At 65.5% G+C, this 14,673-nt stretch carries 10 protein-coding genes; 4 read left to right on the plus strand and 6 right to left on the minus strand.

The genetic code is table 11. From position 1 onward, the window contains the following. Window positions 1-43: 43 nt before the first annotated feature. Window positions 44-1,183: an aromatic ring-hydroxylating oxygenase subunit alpha gene (locus tag MRB47_RS06600; protein WP_015912682.1), complete on the minus strand. Its 1,140-nt coding sequence runs from the start codon at window positions 1,181-1,183 to the stop codon at window positions 44-46. A 306-nt stretch (window positions 1,184-1,489) separates the two neighbouring features. On the opposite strand from MRB47_RS06600, the gene xseB reads away from it, so the two are divergent. From xseB to MRB47_RS06620, 4 genes are all read left to right on the plus strand, one after another. Then, window positions 1,490-1,735 carry an exodeoxyribonuclease VII small subunit gene (gene xseB, locus MRB47_RS06605; RefSeq protein WP_015912683.1) on the plus strand — a complete coding sequence of 82 codons (246 nt, stop codon included), beginning with the start codon at window positions 1,490-1,492 and terminating at the stop codon, window positions 1,733-1,735. Between the two features lie 8 nt (window positions 1,736-1,743). Next, window positions 1,744-2,640: a polyprenyl synthetase family protein gene (locus MRB47_RS06610; protein WP_252102258.1), complete on the plus strand. Its 897-nt coding sequence runs from the start codon at window positions 1,744-1,746 to the stop codon at window positions 2,638-2,640. 103 nt (window positions 2,641-2,743) lie between these two features. Beyond that, window positions 2,744-4,633, plus strand: a complete 1,890-nt coding sequence (dxs, locus tag MRB47_RS06615) for a 1-deoxy-D-xylulose-5-phosphate synthase (RefSeq protein ID WP_252102259.1) — start codon at window positions 2,744-2,746, stop codon at window positions 4,631-4,633. 271 nt (window positions 4,634-4,904) lie between these two features. Further along, a complete protein-coding gene (locus MRB47_RS06620) occupies window positions 4,905-5,987 on the plus strand; it encodes a TRAP transporter substrate-binding protein (protein ID WP_011804476.1) in 1,083 nt (360 codons plus the stop codon). A 640-nt stretch (window positions 5,988-6,627) separates the two neighbouring features. On the opposite strand, the gene MRB47_RS06625 is transcribed toward MRB47_RS06620, so the two are convergent. From MRB47_RS06625 to mfd, 5 genes are all read right to left on the minus strand, one after another. Next, window positions 6,628-8,535 carry a hypothetical protein gene (locus tag MRB47_RS06625; protein ID WP_252100595.1) on the minus strand — a complete coding sequence of 636 codons (1,908 nt, stop codon included), beginning with the start codon at window positions 8,533-8,535 and terminating at the stop codon, window positions 6,628-6,630. A gap of 131 nt (window positions 8,536-8,666) precedes the next feature. Further along, window positions 8,667-9,452: a MetQ/NlpA family ABC transporter substrate-binding protein gene (locus MRB47_RS06630; RefSeq protein WP_252102260.1), complete on the minus strand. Its 786-nt coding sequence runs from the start codon at window positions 9,450-9,452 to the stop codon at window positions 8,667-8,669. A 235-nt stretch (window positions 9,453-9,687) separates the two neighbouring features. Further along, window positions 9,688-10,404 carry a phosphoserine phosphatase SerB gene (serB, locus tag MRB47_RS06635; protein WP_011806283.1) on the minus strand — a complete coding sequence of 239 codons (717 nt, stop codon included), beginning with the start codon at window positions 10,402-10,404 and terminating at the stop codon, window positions 9,688-9,690. Window positions 10,405-10,445: 41 nt separating this feature from the next. After that, window positions 10,446-11,120, minus strand: a complete 675-nt coding sequence (locus MRB47_RS06640; protein WP_103737491.1) for a hypothetical protein — start codon at window positions 11,118-11,120, stop codon at window positions 10,446-10,448. A gap of 8 nt (window positions 11,121-11,128) precedes the next feature. After that, a complete protein-coding gene (mfd, locus tag MRB47_RS06645) occupies window positions 11,129-14,623 on the minus strand; it encodes a transcription-repair coupling factor (protein ID WP_252102261.1) in 3,495 nt (1,164 codons plus the stop codon). Window positions 14,624-14,673 lie beyond the last annotated feature (50 nt).

Genomic DNA, 14,673 nt, shown 5'->3' on the forward strand with positions numbered 1-14,673 from the left:
TGGCAGCTATTGTAATGGTAGCGTGGGGCGGCGGTGTGGGGCCTTAGCCGCGGGACACGGCGGCACCCATGCGACCGCGGTACCACTCGTGGAAGTGCTGCATGCCGTCCTCCATGGGGCTCTGGTAGGGGCCGACCTCGTTGTCGCCGCGTTCCATCAGGGCCTTGCGGCCCGCGTCCATGCGCTCGGCGATCTCGTCGTCCTCGATGCAGGTTTCCATGTAGGCCGCACGCTGCGCCTCGACGAACTCGCGCTCGAAGGCGACGATTTCCTCGGGATAGTAGAACTCCACCATGTTCAGCGTCTTGTCCACACCGATCGGGTGCAGCGTACTGACGGTAAGTACGTGCGGATACCACTCCACCATGATGTGCGGGTAGTAGGTAAGCCAGATCGCGCCGCGCTCGGGCATCTTGCCCTCGCGGTACTTCAGCAGCACCTCGTGCCACTTCTTGTACACGTCGGAGCCCGGCTTGCCGAACGTGGAGGCCACCCCCACGGTTTGCACGGAGTATTCCTTCTGGAACTCCCACTTCAGGTCGTCACAGGTGACGAAGTTGCCCAGGCCCGGATGGAACGGACCCACGTGGTAGTCCTCCAGGTAGACCTCGATGAAGGTCTTCCAGTTGTAGTTGCACTCGTGCAGTTCCACATGGTCGAGCGCATAGCCCTCGAACGACAGCTCACGCTGCGTGCCCATGCCGGCCAGGTCGGCGGCGATGTCGCGACCGTTGTCCTCGAACAGCAGGCCGTTCCATTCGCGCAGCTTGTAGTTGTTGAGATTCAGGCAGGGGTCGTGCGCGAAATGCGGCGCGCCCAACAGCTCGCCGCTGGTGGAATACGTCCAGCGGTGAATCGGGCAGACGATGTTGCCGCCCGCATGGCCCTTGCCTTGGGCCTGCAGGTTGCCGCGGCCCTTGAGCATCACTGCCTGGCGGTGCCGGCAGACGTTGGAGATCAGCTCCACCTGCCCCTGGGCATTGCGCACGAGGGCGCGGCCCTCCTTTTCCTGGGGCAGCGCGAAGTAGTCGCCCACCTCGGGGACGGCGAGTTGGTGCCCCACGTAGCGGGGCCCTCGCTGGAAGATCGTCTCCAGTTCGCGCTGCAGCAGCGCTTCGTCGAAATAGCTGGAAACTGGTAGTTGGCTTGCGGCCTGCTGCAGTTGAAGACTTAAATCAGACATGGGTGACCTGACCTAAAGACTCCCCACAGGGAGGGTGCGCGTGCGCACGGGGCTATAGAAAAAACGAAACCGGCCCAGGGAAGTACTCCATAGCCGGTTCGTAGTGAAGGAATGGGATTATAGGTGGTGGGGTTATTTCCGCGGTGGGTGTACGTGTATTGCGCGCGCCTAGCAAGCCGCGTGCGGCGTCCGGGGCGGCGATCTCCCGCCGGCCGCGGGGGCATCCCCGCGGCCTTCGCCGGGCAGGCGCGGGGCCCTGCGCCTAAAATTGGCCGTTTCCACTTGCGCCCTTGGCGCTGCGTCTCCATGGCCAAGGCCCCCGCCGCCCCTTCATCCACCCAGCCCGATCCCGTCAGCTACGAAGCCGCACTGGAAGAGCTTGAGCAGCTCGTGGGCCGCATCGAGTCGGGCCAGCTGCCGCTGGACCAGATGCTGGCGGGCTACCAGCGGGGCGCGGTGTTGCTGAACTTCTGCCGCGCGCGCCTGGACGCGGTGCAGGACCAGATCAAGGTGCTGGACGAAGGCACGCTGCAGCCATGGACGCAGGAGTGACGCCCGCCATGTCCGCCGTACCTGTGTTCGATTTCGATGGCTGGATGCGCGCGCAGCTTGCGCGGGTCGAGGACGCCCTGTCCCACTGGGTGTGCCCCGATGCGCCCGCAGGCCTGGGCGAGGCCATGCGCTATGCCGTGCTGGATGGCGGCAAGCGCCTGCGCCCGCTGCTGGTGCTGGCCGCTTGCGAGGCCGTCGGCGGAAACGCGCAGGCTGCCCTGCGCGCCGCCTGCGCGGTGGAGCTGATCCACGCCTATTCGCTGGTGCATGACGACATGCCCTGCATGGACAACGATGTGATGCGCCGCGGCAAGCCCACGGTGCATGTGCGCTTTGGCGAAGCGCGTGCACTGCTGGCGGGCGACGCACTGCAGGCGCTGGCGTTTGAGCTGCTCACACCCGAGGAGGGGGTACCGCCGGCCATGCAGGCGCGGCTGTGCCGTGAGTTGGCCCGCGCCGCAGGCGCCGACGGCATGGCCGGCGGGCAGGCCATCGACTTGGCCAGCGTGGGCCTGCAGCTGTCTGAAGACCAGTTGCGTCAGATGCACCGCCTGAAGACGGGTGCGCTGCTGCAGGCCAGCGTGGTGATGGGCGCGGTCTGCGGCCAGACCCCGGAGGGCACGCTGCGCGCGCTGAGCGACTACGGCGCAGCCATGGGCCTGGCCTTCCAGGTAGTGGACGACGTGCTGGACGTGACGCAGGACTCCGCCACACTGGGGAAGACCGCCGGCAAGGACGCCGCGAGCGACAAGCCGACCTATGTCTCGCTGATGGGGCTGGAGGCCGCGCGCGCGCATGCCGAAGCCCTGCGCGCGCAGGCACTGGCGGCGTTGGCCGCCAGCGGCCTGACCGACACGCGGGCGTTGGCGGCGTTGGCCGACATGGTGGTGCGCCGTTCGCATTGATGATGGGCAAGGCTGCGCATGGCGGGGCTGGTGTCTTTTTATGAATCAAATTGGCCTCTAGCGCTTTTTCATCAAGCGCTAGCAGCTACTAAAAACATAGCATATGTCCACGACGAACTATCCGCTGCTTGAGCGCGTGAACGATCCCGCCGACCTGCGCCGGCTGCCCCGTGCCGAGCTCAAGGCACTGGCTACGGAGCTGCGCGCCTTCGTGCTGGAGAGCGTGTCCAAGACCGGCGGGCATCTGTCGTCCAACCTGGGCACGGTGGAGCTGACCGTGGCGCTGCACGCCGTGTTCGACACGCCGCGCGACCGGCTGGTGTGGGACGTGGGCCACCAGACCTACCCGCACAAGATCCTGACCGGGCGGCGCGACCGCATGCCCTCGCTGCGCCAGCTGGGCGGCCTGTCGGGCTTTCCGCAGCGCGCCGAGAGCGAATACGACACCTTTGGCACCGCGCACTCGTCCACCAGCATCTCCGCGGCGCTGGGCATGGCGCTGGCGGCCAAGCAGCGCGGCGACGAACGCCGCTGTGTAGCCATCATCGGCGACGGCGCCATGACCGCCGGCATGGCCTTCGAGGCGCTGAATAACGCCGGCGTGGCCGACGCCAACCTGCTGGTCATCCTGAACGACAACGACATGAGCATCAGCCCGCCCGTGGGTGCACTGAACCGCTACCTGGCGCAGCTCATGAGCGGACAGTTCTACGCCAAGGCGCGCGACGTGGGCAAGAGTGTGCTCAAGAACGCGCCGCCGCTGCTGGAGCTGGCCAAGCGCCTGGAGCAGCAGGCCAAGGGCATGGTGGTGCCGGCCACGCTGTTCGAGAAGTTCGGCTTCAACTACATCGGCCCCATTGATGGGCACGACCTGGACTCGCTGATTCCTACGCTGGAAAACATCCGCGGCCTCAAGGGCCCGCAGTTCCTGCACGTGGTCACCAAGAAGGGCCAGGGCTACAAGCTGGCCGAGGCCGACCCGGTGGCCTACCACGGCCCGGGCAAGTTCGACCCGCGCGTGGGCCTGGTGAAACCGGCCACGCCGCCCAAGCAGACCTTCACGCAGGTCTTTGGCCAGTGGCTGTGCGACATGGCCGAGAAGGACGAGCGCCTGGTGGGTATCACGCCCGCCATGCGCGAGGGGTCGGGCATGGTGGAGTTCCACCAGCGCTTTCCCGAGCGCTACTACGACGTGGGCATCGCCGAGCAGCACGCCGTGACCTTTGCCGCCGGTATGGCGTGCGAGGGGGTGAAGCCGGTGGTGGCGATCTACTCGACCTTCCTGCAGCGCGCCTATGACCAGCTCATCCACGACGTGGCGCTGCAGAACCTGCCCGTGGTGTTTGCCCTGGACCGTGCGGGCCTGGTGGGTGCGGACGGCGCCACGCACGCCGGAGCGTATGACATCGCCTTCGTGCGCTGCATTCCCAACATGAGCATGGCCTGCCCGGCCGACGAGCGCGAATGCCGCCAACTGCTCACCACCGCCTACGAGCAAGACCACCCTGTGGCCGTGCGCTACCCGCGCGGCGCGGGCGTGGGCGTGGCGCCGCTGCCCGATCTGGAGGGGCTGCCCTTCGGCAAGGGCGAGGTGCGCCGCAAGGGCCGGCGCATTGCCATCCTGGCTTTCGGCACGCTGCTGTACCCGGCGCTGCAGGCGGCCGAGGCGCTGGACGCCACGGTGGTGAACATGCGCTGGGCCAAGCCGCTGGATACGCAGCTGCTGCTTCAGGTGGCAGCGGAGCACGATGCGCTGGTCACCGTCGAGGAGGGCTGCATCATGGGCGGCGCCGGCAGTGCCGTGGCCGAGGCGCTGGCCGCCGCAGGCGTGCAGCGCCCCTTGCTGCAACTGGGCCTGCCCGACGCGTTCATCGAGCATGGCGACCCGGCCAAGCTGCTGGCCCTGCAGGGGCTGGACGCCGCTGGCATACAGCGCTCCATCACCGAGCGCTTCGGCGCATTGCCGGGCGAGCAGGCGCTGGCAGCGGCCTGACGCGCTTTCCCTTCCTTTCACAATGCAGTCATCCCGCGGCAGCGTGCCGCTGGGATGCGTCGCGGCGCCTGTGCCGCCCATCGTGGGGGCCTGCGTTGCCCCTTGCTCGGCCGAGTAATACGCGCCATTCGCGGATTTTTCAGGGGAAACCCGCAACGGGGCCGGCAACCCGCGTTTTTACAATTTACCTCCGCTCATCGGCGGGATTCAGTGGCGCGTACACTCAACCGCGTTACTGTTTGTTTGCTTCATCATTTCGGAGAATTTGTCCATGGATCGTCGCTCAATCATCAAGCAGGCCGGTTTGGCTGGCGTACTCGCAGCCGGGGTTGCACCCGCAGTGCATGCCCAGGCCGCCGTTCGCTGGCGCCTTGCCTCCAGCTTCCCCAAGTCGCTGGACACGATCTTTGGCAGTGCAGAAAAATTGTCCCAGGCCGTCAAGGCGATGTCGGGCGGCAAGTTCGAGATCTCCGTGCACCCCGCCGGCGAGCTGATGCCCGCGTTTGGCGTGGTGGATGCGCTGCAGGGCGACACCATCGATATGGCCCAGACGGCCGCCTACTACTTCACCGGCAAGGACCCCGTGTTCGCCTTCAGCTGCGCTGTGCCCTTCGGCCTGACCACGCTGCAGATGGCAGCCTGGAAGGACCACGGCAACGGCCGCAAGTACCTGGATGCCTTCTTCGAGAAGTACAACTTCAAGACCGCCAGCGCCGGCAACACCACCACCCAGATGGGCGGCTGGTACCGCAAGGAAATCAAGACCGTCGCTGACCTCAAGGGCCTGAAGATGCGCCTGGGCGGCGGCGTGTTCGGCGAGGCCATGGCCAAGCTGGGCGTGGTGGCGCAGAACATGCCCGCCGGTGACGTGTACCAGGCGCTCGAGAAGGGCACGCTGGACGCCGTGGAGTTCGTTGGCCCGTACGACGATGAAAAGCTGGGCTTCAACAAGGTGGCGCCGTACTACTACTATCCCGGCTGGTGGGAAGGCTCCGCTGACCTGGAGTTCTTCATCAACATCAAGAAGTACAACGCCCTGTCGCCCGAGCACAAGGCGATCCTGGACGCAGCCACCCGCGTGGCCGCTGCCGACATGACCGCCAAGTACCAGGTGTTCAATCCGCGCGCCATCAAGAACCTGGTGGCCAACAAGACGCAACTCAAGGCGTTCCCCAAGGCGATCATGGACGCCGGCTTCAAGGCGTCGATGGAAGTGTTTGCCGAGCACGAGGCCAAGTCGCCCGAGTTCAAGAAGATCCACCAGGACATGCGCGCCTTCCAGCGCGACCAGATCCTGTGGAACCGCTTCTCGGAGTTCCCGTTCAACCAGTACATGAACAGTGTGAAGATCTGATCGCGTGGCGGGCTGCTGCCCTTGCGGCGGCGGCTTGCGACCAATCCAACGAGGCCGCAGTTCCCTGCGGCTTTTTTGTTGCCCGCGCAATATAAAAAAAGCCCCGGCGTACCCTAGCCGTTCCGTTAAGGTGTTGCTAAGCCCTTGATTCAAGCCCCTCTGCTTCGGCACGAGGGGCTTCGTTTCTTTGGTCGCTATAAGGGACATGCTGAATTTCAAGCCCCTTTCCCTAGGCGTCGCGCTCGTGTGTGCCGCCAGCTTCCTCACTGCCTGCAACGACGAGCCCGCTCCGGACTTCAGGGGCAGCACTCCCGTGGCATACGGCAATCGGACTGTCTCTCTGAGCGTTGAGGCTTGGCGAGACAATGGCAGCCAGCCTTGTCGTGTCCTTATCAGAGGCGCTGAAGTAACAAATTGGGTCAAACCAACCGGTATTCTGCCGCGGATGACCCTAGCCCCGGCAGTAGTGCTGGCCTGCACAGGGCGGAGCCCGTACCTTTCCTCGGTGAGCGGCGAGGGTGAAGGGGGTGTAGCCGAATGGGAAGAGTCCTCGGGGCCTGAATCGGGAGCCCCCCTCTCTGTCTACCAAGTGCGAGTGAGCTCCCTGACTGCGGACCAAGCTCACCTCGAACTACGGGTCCTACGCGGCAAGTGACTCGCTTGCGTGAGCCACGGGGCCGGAGGGCTTGAGCGACCGAGCGGCAGGCGCGCGGCGTCTTTCGGGCGGTTCGGGAGTGAAATAGATGATGTCTTCGGGCGCTATGGGTCCGCGCGCCAGCCCCAGCCGCATTGCCGGCGTTTTCCCGTCCCGGCCAACCTCGCAGTAGTTGAAGTACGTCCGGAAGATGCCGAGCACCTTCACCAGGACTTCGGGGTTGTAGGCGCTCTTCCCGAACCAGAGACGTCGGTCGGTGTTGGCGCTGGCCACCGCGCGTTCTGCCAGCGTGAGGCCTCGCCGGACCTGCATAAAGAAGCGGTCGACAGCGGTAAGGGTGGCTTTCAGGTGCAGTAGCGCCTGGTGGCTAAGCTGGAGCCGACGCTTGTCCGGTTCGGTTTCGACCGGGTCGATATCGGTCAGCCAGCAAACGGATTTCTCAGGCTCACGCATCTCCGATATGGGATGGCGGAACCAGCGGTCCCCCCACTTGCCGATGGCAACCATGCGCGCCAGTTCTTCCTCGGCAGCCAGAAGTTCTGCAGCCTCAGGGGTTACCCCGTATTTCTCCGCTAAGCGCGCCAGACGCCGCTTGGTTGCACCAACCAGCGCGCGCTTCATGTCCACTGACATATCTTTGAGCACCTTGACATAGAAAGCGTCAGCCGTCCGGTCCAGAACCCTTTTCGGCACGGCCGTCAGAATGGCCGCACGTATGCCCGACTCCTGGTCTGTGAAGAAGCGAATCTTCTTGGCACGGCAGAGCAGTCGAGTGACAAGCTGGATGTGGGCGTACATCACCACTTGCTCATGCAGCAGCATGCCCTTTACGGGGGCACGGGATGAGTTCGCGGGGCCTTCACCATCTTCTATATCGGGGCGACCTAAGGCTGCGTCGTACGTCTCTTCGATGACCGATTCCATAGGCTTTCGGGAGGTACCTCCGCGAGGCGCCGCCCTCTCAGCCGCAGCATTCCAATCAGCCGGTAGCCAGACTCTCGCGTAGCGGCGAAACGCTCTGGCAAGTGCATGGTCGCCAAAGCGAACCATGTCCTTCTCTACGTCAGCAGAGTCCAGCGCAGGGTCAAAGTTGACGTTGACCCCGAACACATAGCCCGTAGCCTGGTCGGCCGTTGCAATGGACAGCAAAAGTGTGTTCTTTCGCACCTTCTTAGAGTGCCAGTTCACCACCAGCTTTTGCCGGTCAACCGACAGATATCTTGAGCCTAGGTCGTCGCGTCCCATGAGGGTTCGCTCACGCTCGCCGGCGAACATCTGGGCCTGCTCATAGAGGAAGTCGATGCGGTCGTATAGCTGGCTGGGGGAGATATCGAGGACCTTGATGATGCGCCGCAGCGGCATGGCGTTCATCAGATGCACCAAGATATCGCGATTGGAGTGACTGCGACGTTGGCGCTTGGTTGACCGGCCGCCGAAGGAGAACGCCTTCTTGCAGCCGACACACTTGAACCGGGGAGTTCCGTGGGCGTTGGTGCCGAAGCGAGTCACATTCTCAAGGGATGGCGCCCCCTCCGATAGAGAGCAGGCCTCGTTCGGACACTGCGGGAGTACTGGTTCAAGGTACTCCGACATGCGCATAAGCTCCTCGGCAATCGCCAAGTTGCTCTGCATAGGGGTGATTTCCTCGCACAGGCGGCACTTCAGTGCCGGCTGGTCCTTACCGGTAGCGACCACGGTGTAGTCGCCTGGGCCAACGGAAGAAGCTGGAGTACCGGCCCCGCCTCGGGCAACCGCAAGCTTGGGCGGTACGCCGAAGTTACCGCACTTGGGGTTCTTGCAGTGATTGACTTGAATACCCGCCGCGGCCGGCGGAAATCTAGGCGGCCACTTAGTCGGCTTTACTGAAGTTGGATGAGATTTTTCCTTGGACAAAGAAACGCCCTAGTCGTTGACTAGGGCGGAATTTTGAGCCATTACAGCTTTCTTAGCAACACTTTAACAGAACGGCTAGTGCCGCGGCAGCGCTTTTTTTACGTGCAGCGTTGCCGCTGCGCGGTGCGTGGTCAGAACGCCGGGACCACGGCGCCCTTGTACTTGTCCTGGATGAACTTCTTCACCTCGGGCGTGTGCAGCGCCTTGATCAGCTTGGCGATGTTGGGGTCGTTGGCACGGTCGGCACGGGCCGCCACGATGTTGGTGTAGGGCGAGTCGGCGCCTTCGATGAACAGCGCATCCTTGGTGGGGTTGAGCTTGGCTTCGATCGCGTAGTTGGTGTTGATCAGGGCCAGGTCCACATCGGCCAGCGCGCGCGGCAGCAGCGGGGCTTCGAGCTCCTTGAACTTGAGCTTCTTGGGGTTCTTCACCACGTCCAGCGGCGTGGGCGTGAGGCTCTTGGGGTCCTTGAGCACGATCAGGCCCTGCTTGGCCAGCAGGATCAGGGCGCGGCCGCCGTTGGAGGGATCGTTGGGGATGGCCACGGTGGCGCCGTCCTTCAAGTCCTTCACGTTCTTGATCTTGTTGGAGTAGGCGCCAAAGGGCTCCACGTGGATCTTGCCGTTGGGCACGGCCACCAGGCTGCTCTTGCGGTCCTTGTTGTAGCTGTCCAGGTAGGGCTGGTGCTGGAAGAAGTTGGCGTCCAGCTGCTTGTCCTCGACGGCGGCGTTGGGCTGCACGTAATCGCTGAATTCCTTGACCTGCAGGTCCAGGCCCTGGGCCTTGAGCTGGGGCTTCACGAAGTTCAGGATCTCCGCGTGCGGCACGGCCGTGGCGGCTACCTTGAGCACGTCGGCGGCTTGTGCACCCAGCGCGGCAGCGGCCAGGGCAATGGCAGACAGGGTTTTCTTCAGCATGGAGAACGGTTTCCTTGTAGCGGTGACTTGAGAGCACCGCCCTGTGCAAGAGGGCGATGACCAGGGTGTGAAGTGTAAGCGGGACGACTCAGCCGCAAGTCGTTTTTATTTTTATATTCATATATGGAATGGGTTCTTTATCCTATGAAATTTTGCCAAAAAACCATTCAAGCGCTTATTTAAAAAGCGCTAACAGCTATGAATATGAGAGCTTCAATGGGTTGCCGTATGAGACTCAGCGCAGCACTTCCAGCAGCCGGTCCAGTCCACCCTGGTTGATGGCCACGCGGGCCTGTGCGCGCACGGCGGGCTTGGCGTGGTAGGCCACGGACAGCCCGGCCGCGCCCATCATGGGCAGGTCGTTGGCCCCGTCGCCCACGGCGATGGTCTGGCGCGCGTCGATGCCCATGAGCGAGGCGACCTCCAGCAGGGTGCGCCGTTTTTCCGCGCCATCGCAGATGTCGCCCCAGGGTTGGTCCACCATGCGACCGGTGAGCAGGCCGTTCTCGATCTCCAGCACATTGGAGCGTGCGAAGTCGATCCCCAGGTGCGCCTTCACGCGGTCGGAGAAGAAAGTGAACCCACCCGAAACGAGCAGCGTGGCCAGCCCCGCGGCCTTGGCGGCGGCGATGAGTTCGGCCGCGCCGGGGTTGAAGCGCAAGCGCTCGGTGAACACGCGCTCCAGGTGGTCCGTGCCCACGCCCTTGAGCAGCGCCACGCGCTGGCGCAGGCTTTCCTTGTAGTCGGCGATCAGGCCCTGCATGGCGGCCTCGGTGATGGCGGCCACCTCGGCCTTGCGGCCGGCGGCGTCGGCGATCTCGTCCACGCATTCGATGCTGATGAGCGTGGAATCCATGTCGAAGGCGATGAGCTTGTAGTCGGCCAGCCGCAGCGGCGGCGTGATGCCCTGCACGACGAGACCGGGGGCAAATTCAAAAGGAGTCTGGGACATGGAAGCGGAGTAGAGCGGATGCGAAAAAGAGGGATTGTCGTTCAGGGCTTGGGCAGGTACAGTTGGTCGGACCAGGTGGCCAGCCACCCGGGCTTGAAGGCCACGAACACCGCGCACAACATGCCCGTGACCATGCCATCGCCCCAGGCCATGAGCCAGCGCGCCACCAGTGACAGCTGCTCGCCCACGCCCGGCAGCACATGGCCCGCCCATTGCGACAGCGAGCCTGCCACGAACACGCACAGCGCCGTGCCCAGGAAGCCCCGGCCCAGCACATAGACGAAGATGCGCACGCCGGTGAGCGCACGCGCGCCCGCCAGGCGCCGCAGCAGCACGCCCACGAGCAGCGCGAGCGTGGCGGGGACGATGCCCTGCCACACGGCCAGGCCCAGCGCGTCGCCCCAGCCCAGGCTGGGCGAGATCAGCGCGGCGATCGTGCCGACGGCCAGCAGGGCCGGAACCGCCAGCGGCCAGCCCAGCATGAGCAGCACCAGGCAGGCGCCTGACCACTGCAGCTGCAGCGGCATGCGGTGCAGCGTAGGCAGGGCCCAGGCCCAGGGCAGCAGCACGAGCGTGGCGAGCAGCGGCGTCCACAGCGTGGCAGGTGCGCCATGGGCCTCGTGCGCCAACGGTTTGCGGCTGCCCAGCAGCCGCCAGGGCCGCGCGGCCAGCGCGAAGGCCAGTGCCAGCAGGGCGAGGGCGGCTTCCAGTGCCATGGATCTGCCTAGGCGGGGACGGCGGCCTGCGCCTCGGCCAGCGGCTGGCCCAGGCTGCGCAGCACGTCGCGCACCATCTGGGCGCGCGCGGCGGGGTCGGGCAGCTCGCGCTCGATGCGCAGCTTCTCGTTGCCCGCCAGCTTGATGTGCTTGTTCTTCTGGATCAGGTGGATGATGGCCATCGGGTCCACCGGGGGCTGCGGCTTGAAGGTGATGGTGATCACGCCGGGGGCGGCATCCACCTTCACGACGCCGTAGGGCGCGGACAGCACGCGCAGACGGTGCACGTCGATCAGCGTCTGCGCCTGCGGCGGCAGCTTGCCGAAGCGGTCCACGATCTCTTCGAGCAGGCCATCGATCTGGTCGCCGGTCTTGGCCGTGGCCAGCTTCTTGTAGAACGACAGGCGCAGGTGCACGTCGCCGCAATAGTCGTCGGGCAGCAGGGCCGGGGCGTGCAGGTTGATGTCGGTGGCGGCCTGCATGGGGGCGAGCAGATCGGGCTCCTTCCCAGCCTTGAGTTGCTTCACCGCCTCGGCCAGCATCTCGTTGTAGAGCTGGAAGCCGATCTCCATCATGTTGCCGCTCTGGCTCTCGCCCAGCACCTCGCCCGCGCCGCGGATCTCCAGGTCGTGCATGGCGAGGTAAAAGCCCGAGCCCAGCTCCTCCATCTGCTGGATGGCGTCCAGGCGCTGCTGCGCCTGCTTGGTCAGGCCGTCGATGTCGGGCACCATCAGGTAGGCGTAGGCCTGGTGGTGGCTGCGCCCCACGCGCCCGCGCAACTGGTGCAGCTGCGCCAGGCCGAACTTGTCGGCGCGGCTGATGATGATGGTGTTGGCCGTAGGCACGTCGATGCCGGTCTCGATGATGGTCGAGCACAGCAGGATGTTGTAGCGCTGGGCCACGAAGTCGCGCATCACGCGCTCCAGCTCGCGCTCGGGCATCTGGCCGTGGGCCACGGCGATGCGCGCCTCGGGCAATATCTCTTCGAGCTTCTGGCGCCGGTTCTCGATGGTCTCGACCTCGTTGTGCAGGAAGTAGCACTGGCCGCCGCGCTTGAGCTCGCGCAGCACGGCCTCGCGGATCACGCCCGTGCCTTCGTTGCGCACGAAGGTCTTGATGGCCAGGCGCCGCTGCGGCGCGGTGGCGATCACGGACAGGTCGCGCAGCCCCTCCAGCGCCATGCCCATGGTGCGCGGGATCGGCGTGGCGGTGAGCGTGAGCACATCCACCTCGGCGCGGAACTGCTTCATCGCCTCCTTGTGGCGCACGCCGAAGCGGTGTTCCTCGTCGATGATGAGCAGGCCCAGGTTCTTGAACTGGGTCGATTCGCTGAGCAGCTTGTGCGTGCCCACGACGATGTCCACCGTGCCGTCGGCAATGCCTTTCACGGCGGCGGTGATCTCCTTGCCCGAGCGAAAGCGCGAGACCTCGGCCACCTTCACGGGCCACTTGCTGAAGCGGTCGCTCAGCGTGCGGTAGTGCTGCTCGGCCAGCAGCGTGGTGGGCGCCAGGAACGCCACCTGCTTGCCCCCGGCCACGGCCACGAAGCAGGCACGCAGCGCCACCTCGGTCTTGCCAAAGCCGACGTCGCCGCAGACCAGGCGGTCCATGGGGCGTGGGCTGATCATGTCCTGCACCACGGCGTGGATCGCGGCCTTCTGGTCCGCGGTCTCCTCGAAGCCGAAGTCGTTGGCGAACTGCTCGTAGTCGTTGGGCGAGTAGCGGAAGGCATGCCCCTCGCGCGCGGCGCGGCGGGCGTAGATGTTGAGCAGCTCGGCCGCGGCGTCGCGCACCTGCTCGGCGGCCTTGCGCTTGGCCTTTTCCCACTGGCCGCTGCCCAGCTTGTGCAGTGGGGCCTCGTCGGCAGACACGCCCGTGTAGCGGCCGATAAGCTGTAGCTGACTCACGGGCACGTAGAGCACGGCCTTGTCGGCGTATTCCAGGTGCAGGAACTCCTGCAGCGCAGGGCTGCCGTCGGGGTTCTTGTTGCCCACATCCATGTGGATGAGGCCGCGGTAGCGCCCGATGCCGTGCTGGTTGTGCACCACCGGGTCGCCCACCTTCAGCTCGGACAGGTCCTTGATCAGCGCTTCGACGTCGCTGGCCTGCTCCTGCTTCTTGCGCCGGCGCGTGGTGGAGCCGGCGGCGAACAGCTCGGTCTCGGTGACCAGGTCCAGGCCTTCTTCCATCCACGCGAAGCCCGAGGCCAGCGCCGCCGTGGCGATGCCCACACGTTCCTCGGGCGTGGACTGGAACTCAGCCAGCGAGTCGAAAGCCGGCGGGTTCAACCCCGAGGCCCGCAGGAAATCCAGCAGGCTCTCGCGCCGGCCGTCGCTTTCAGCCAGCAGCAGCACGCGCTGCGCCGTGGCTCGGATGTGCGCCTGCAGCCGCGCCAGCGGGTCCTCGGCGCCGCGCACCACGGACAGGTCGGGCAGCTGCTGGAACTGCGCGTTGTCCGCCACGTCTTCCACACCGGGACGCAGCGACAACTGGGCGTGCTGGTTGGCCTGGGCGTAGAACTGCTCGGCGCCCAGGAACAGCGCCTCCGGCGGCAGGGTGGGATGGTCCGGGTCGCCCTGGATCAGGCGGTAGCGGTCGCGCGTGTCCTGCCAGAAGCGCTGGAAGGCCGTCTCCAGGTCGCCGTGCAGCACCACGGTGGCTTCGTTGCCGAGGTAATCGAACACGGTGGCCGTCTCGTCGAAGAACAGCGGCAGGTAGTACTCGATGCCCGCCGTGGCCACACCGTTGCCCATGTCCTTGTAGATGCGGCTCCTCGTGGGATCACCCTCCAGCAGCTCGCGCCAGCGCTGGCGGAACTTGGCGCGCGCCGCGTCGTCCATGGGGAACTCGCGCCCGGGCAGCAGGCGCACCTCGGGCACCGGGTAGAGGCTGCGCTGGCTGTCGGGGTCGAACGTGCGGATGGAGTCGATCTCGTCGTCGAACAGGTCCACCCGGTACGGCACGGCCGAACCCATCGGGAACAGGTCGATCAACCCGCCGCGCACCGCGTATTCGCCATGGCCCACCACCTGGGACACATGCTGGTAGCCCGCGAGCGTGAGCTGGGCGCGCAGCTTGGCCTCGTCCAGCTTCTGCTTGACCTTGAAATGGAAGGTGTAGCCCGCGAGGAACGACGGCGGCGCCAGCCGGTACAGCGCCGTGGTGGCCGGCACCAGCACCACGTCGGCGCCCGTGTCCTTGTCGCGCTGCTGGATGCGCCAGAGTGTGGCCAGCCGCTCGCTGATCAGGTCCTGGTGCGGCGAGAAGCTGTCGTAGGGCAGTGTTTCCCAGTCGGGAAACAGCGCGCAGCGCAACTCGGGCGCGAAGAAGGCCATCTCGTCGATGAGCCGCTGGGCGTCGGTCGCATCGGCGGTAACGATGGCGGTGGTGCGGCCCGCGGCCTTTTCCCGCTCGCCCAGACGGGCCAGCAGCAAGGCGTCGGCGCTGCCCACGGGACGGGGCAGGGTGAATCGTTTTCCGGGGGAGAGTTTGGGCAGCTGCATGCAGGTGGCGTCGCCTCATGGTATGGGATAGGGCGCAGGACACGGAGCAG

This window comes from Diaphorobacter sp. LI3, from assembly GCF_022807955.1.
Lineage (GTDB): Bacteria > Pseudomonadota > Gammaproteobacteria > Burkholderiales > Burkholderiaceae_C > Diaphorobacter > Diaphorobacter nitroreducens.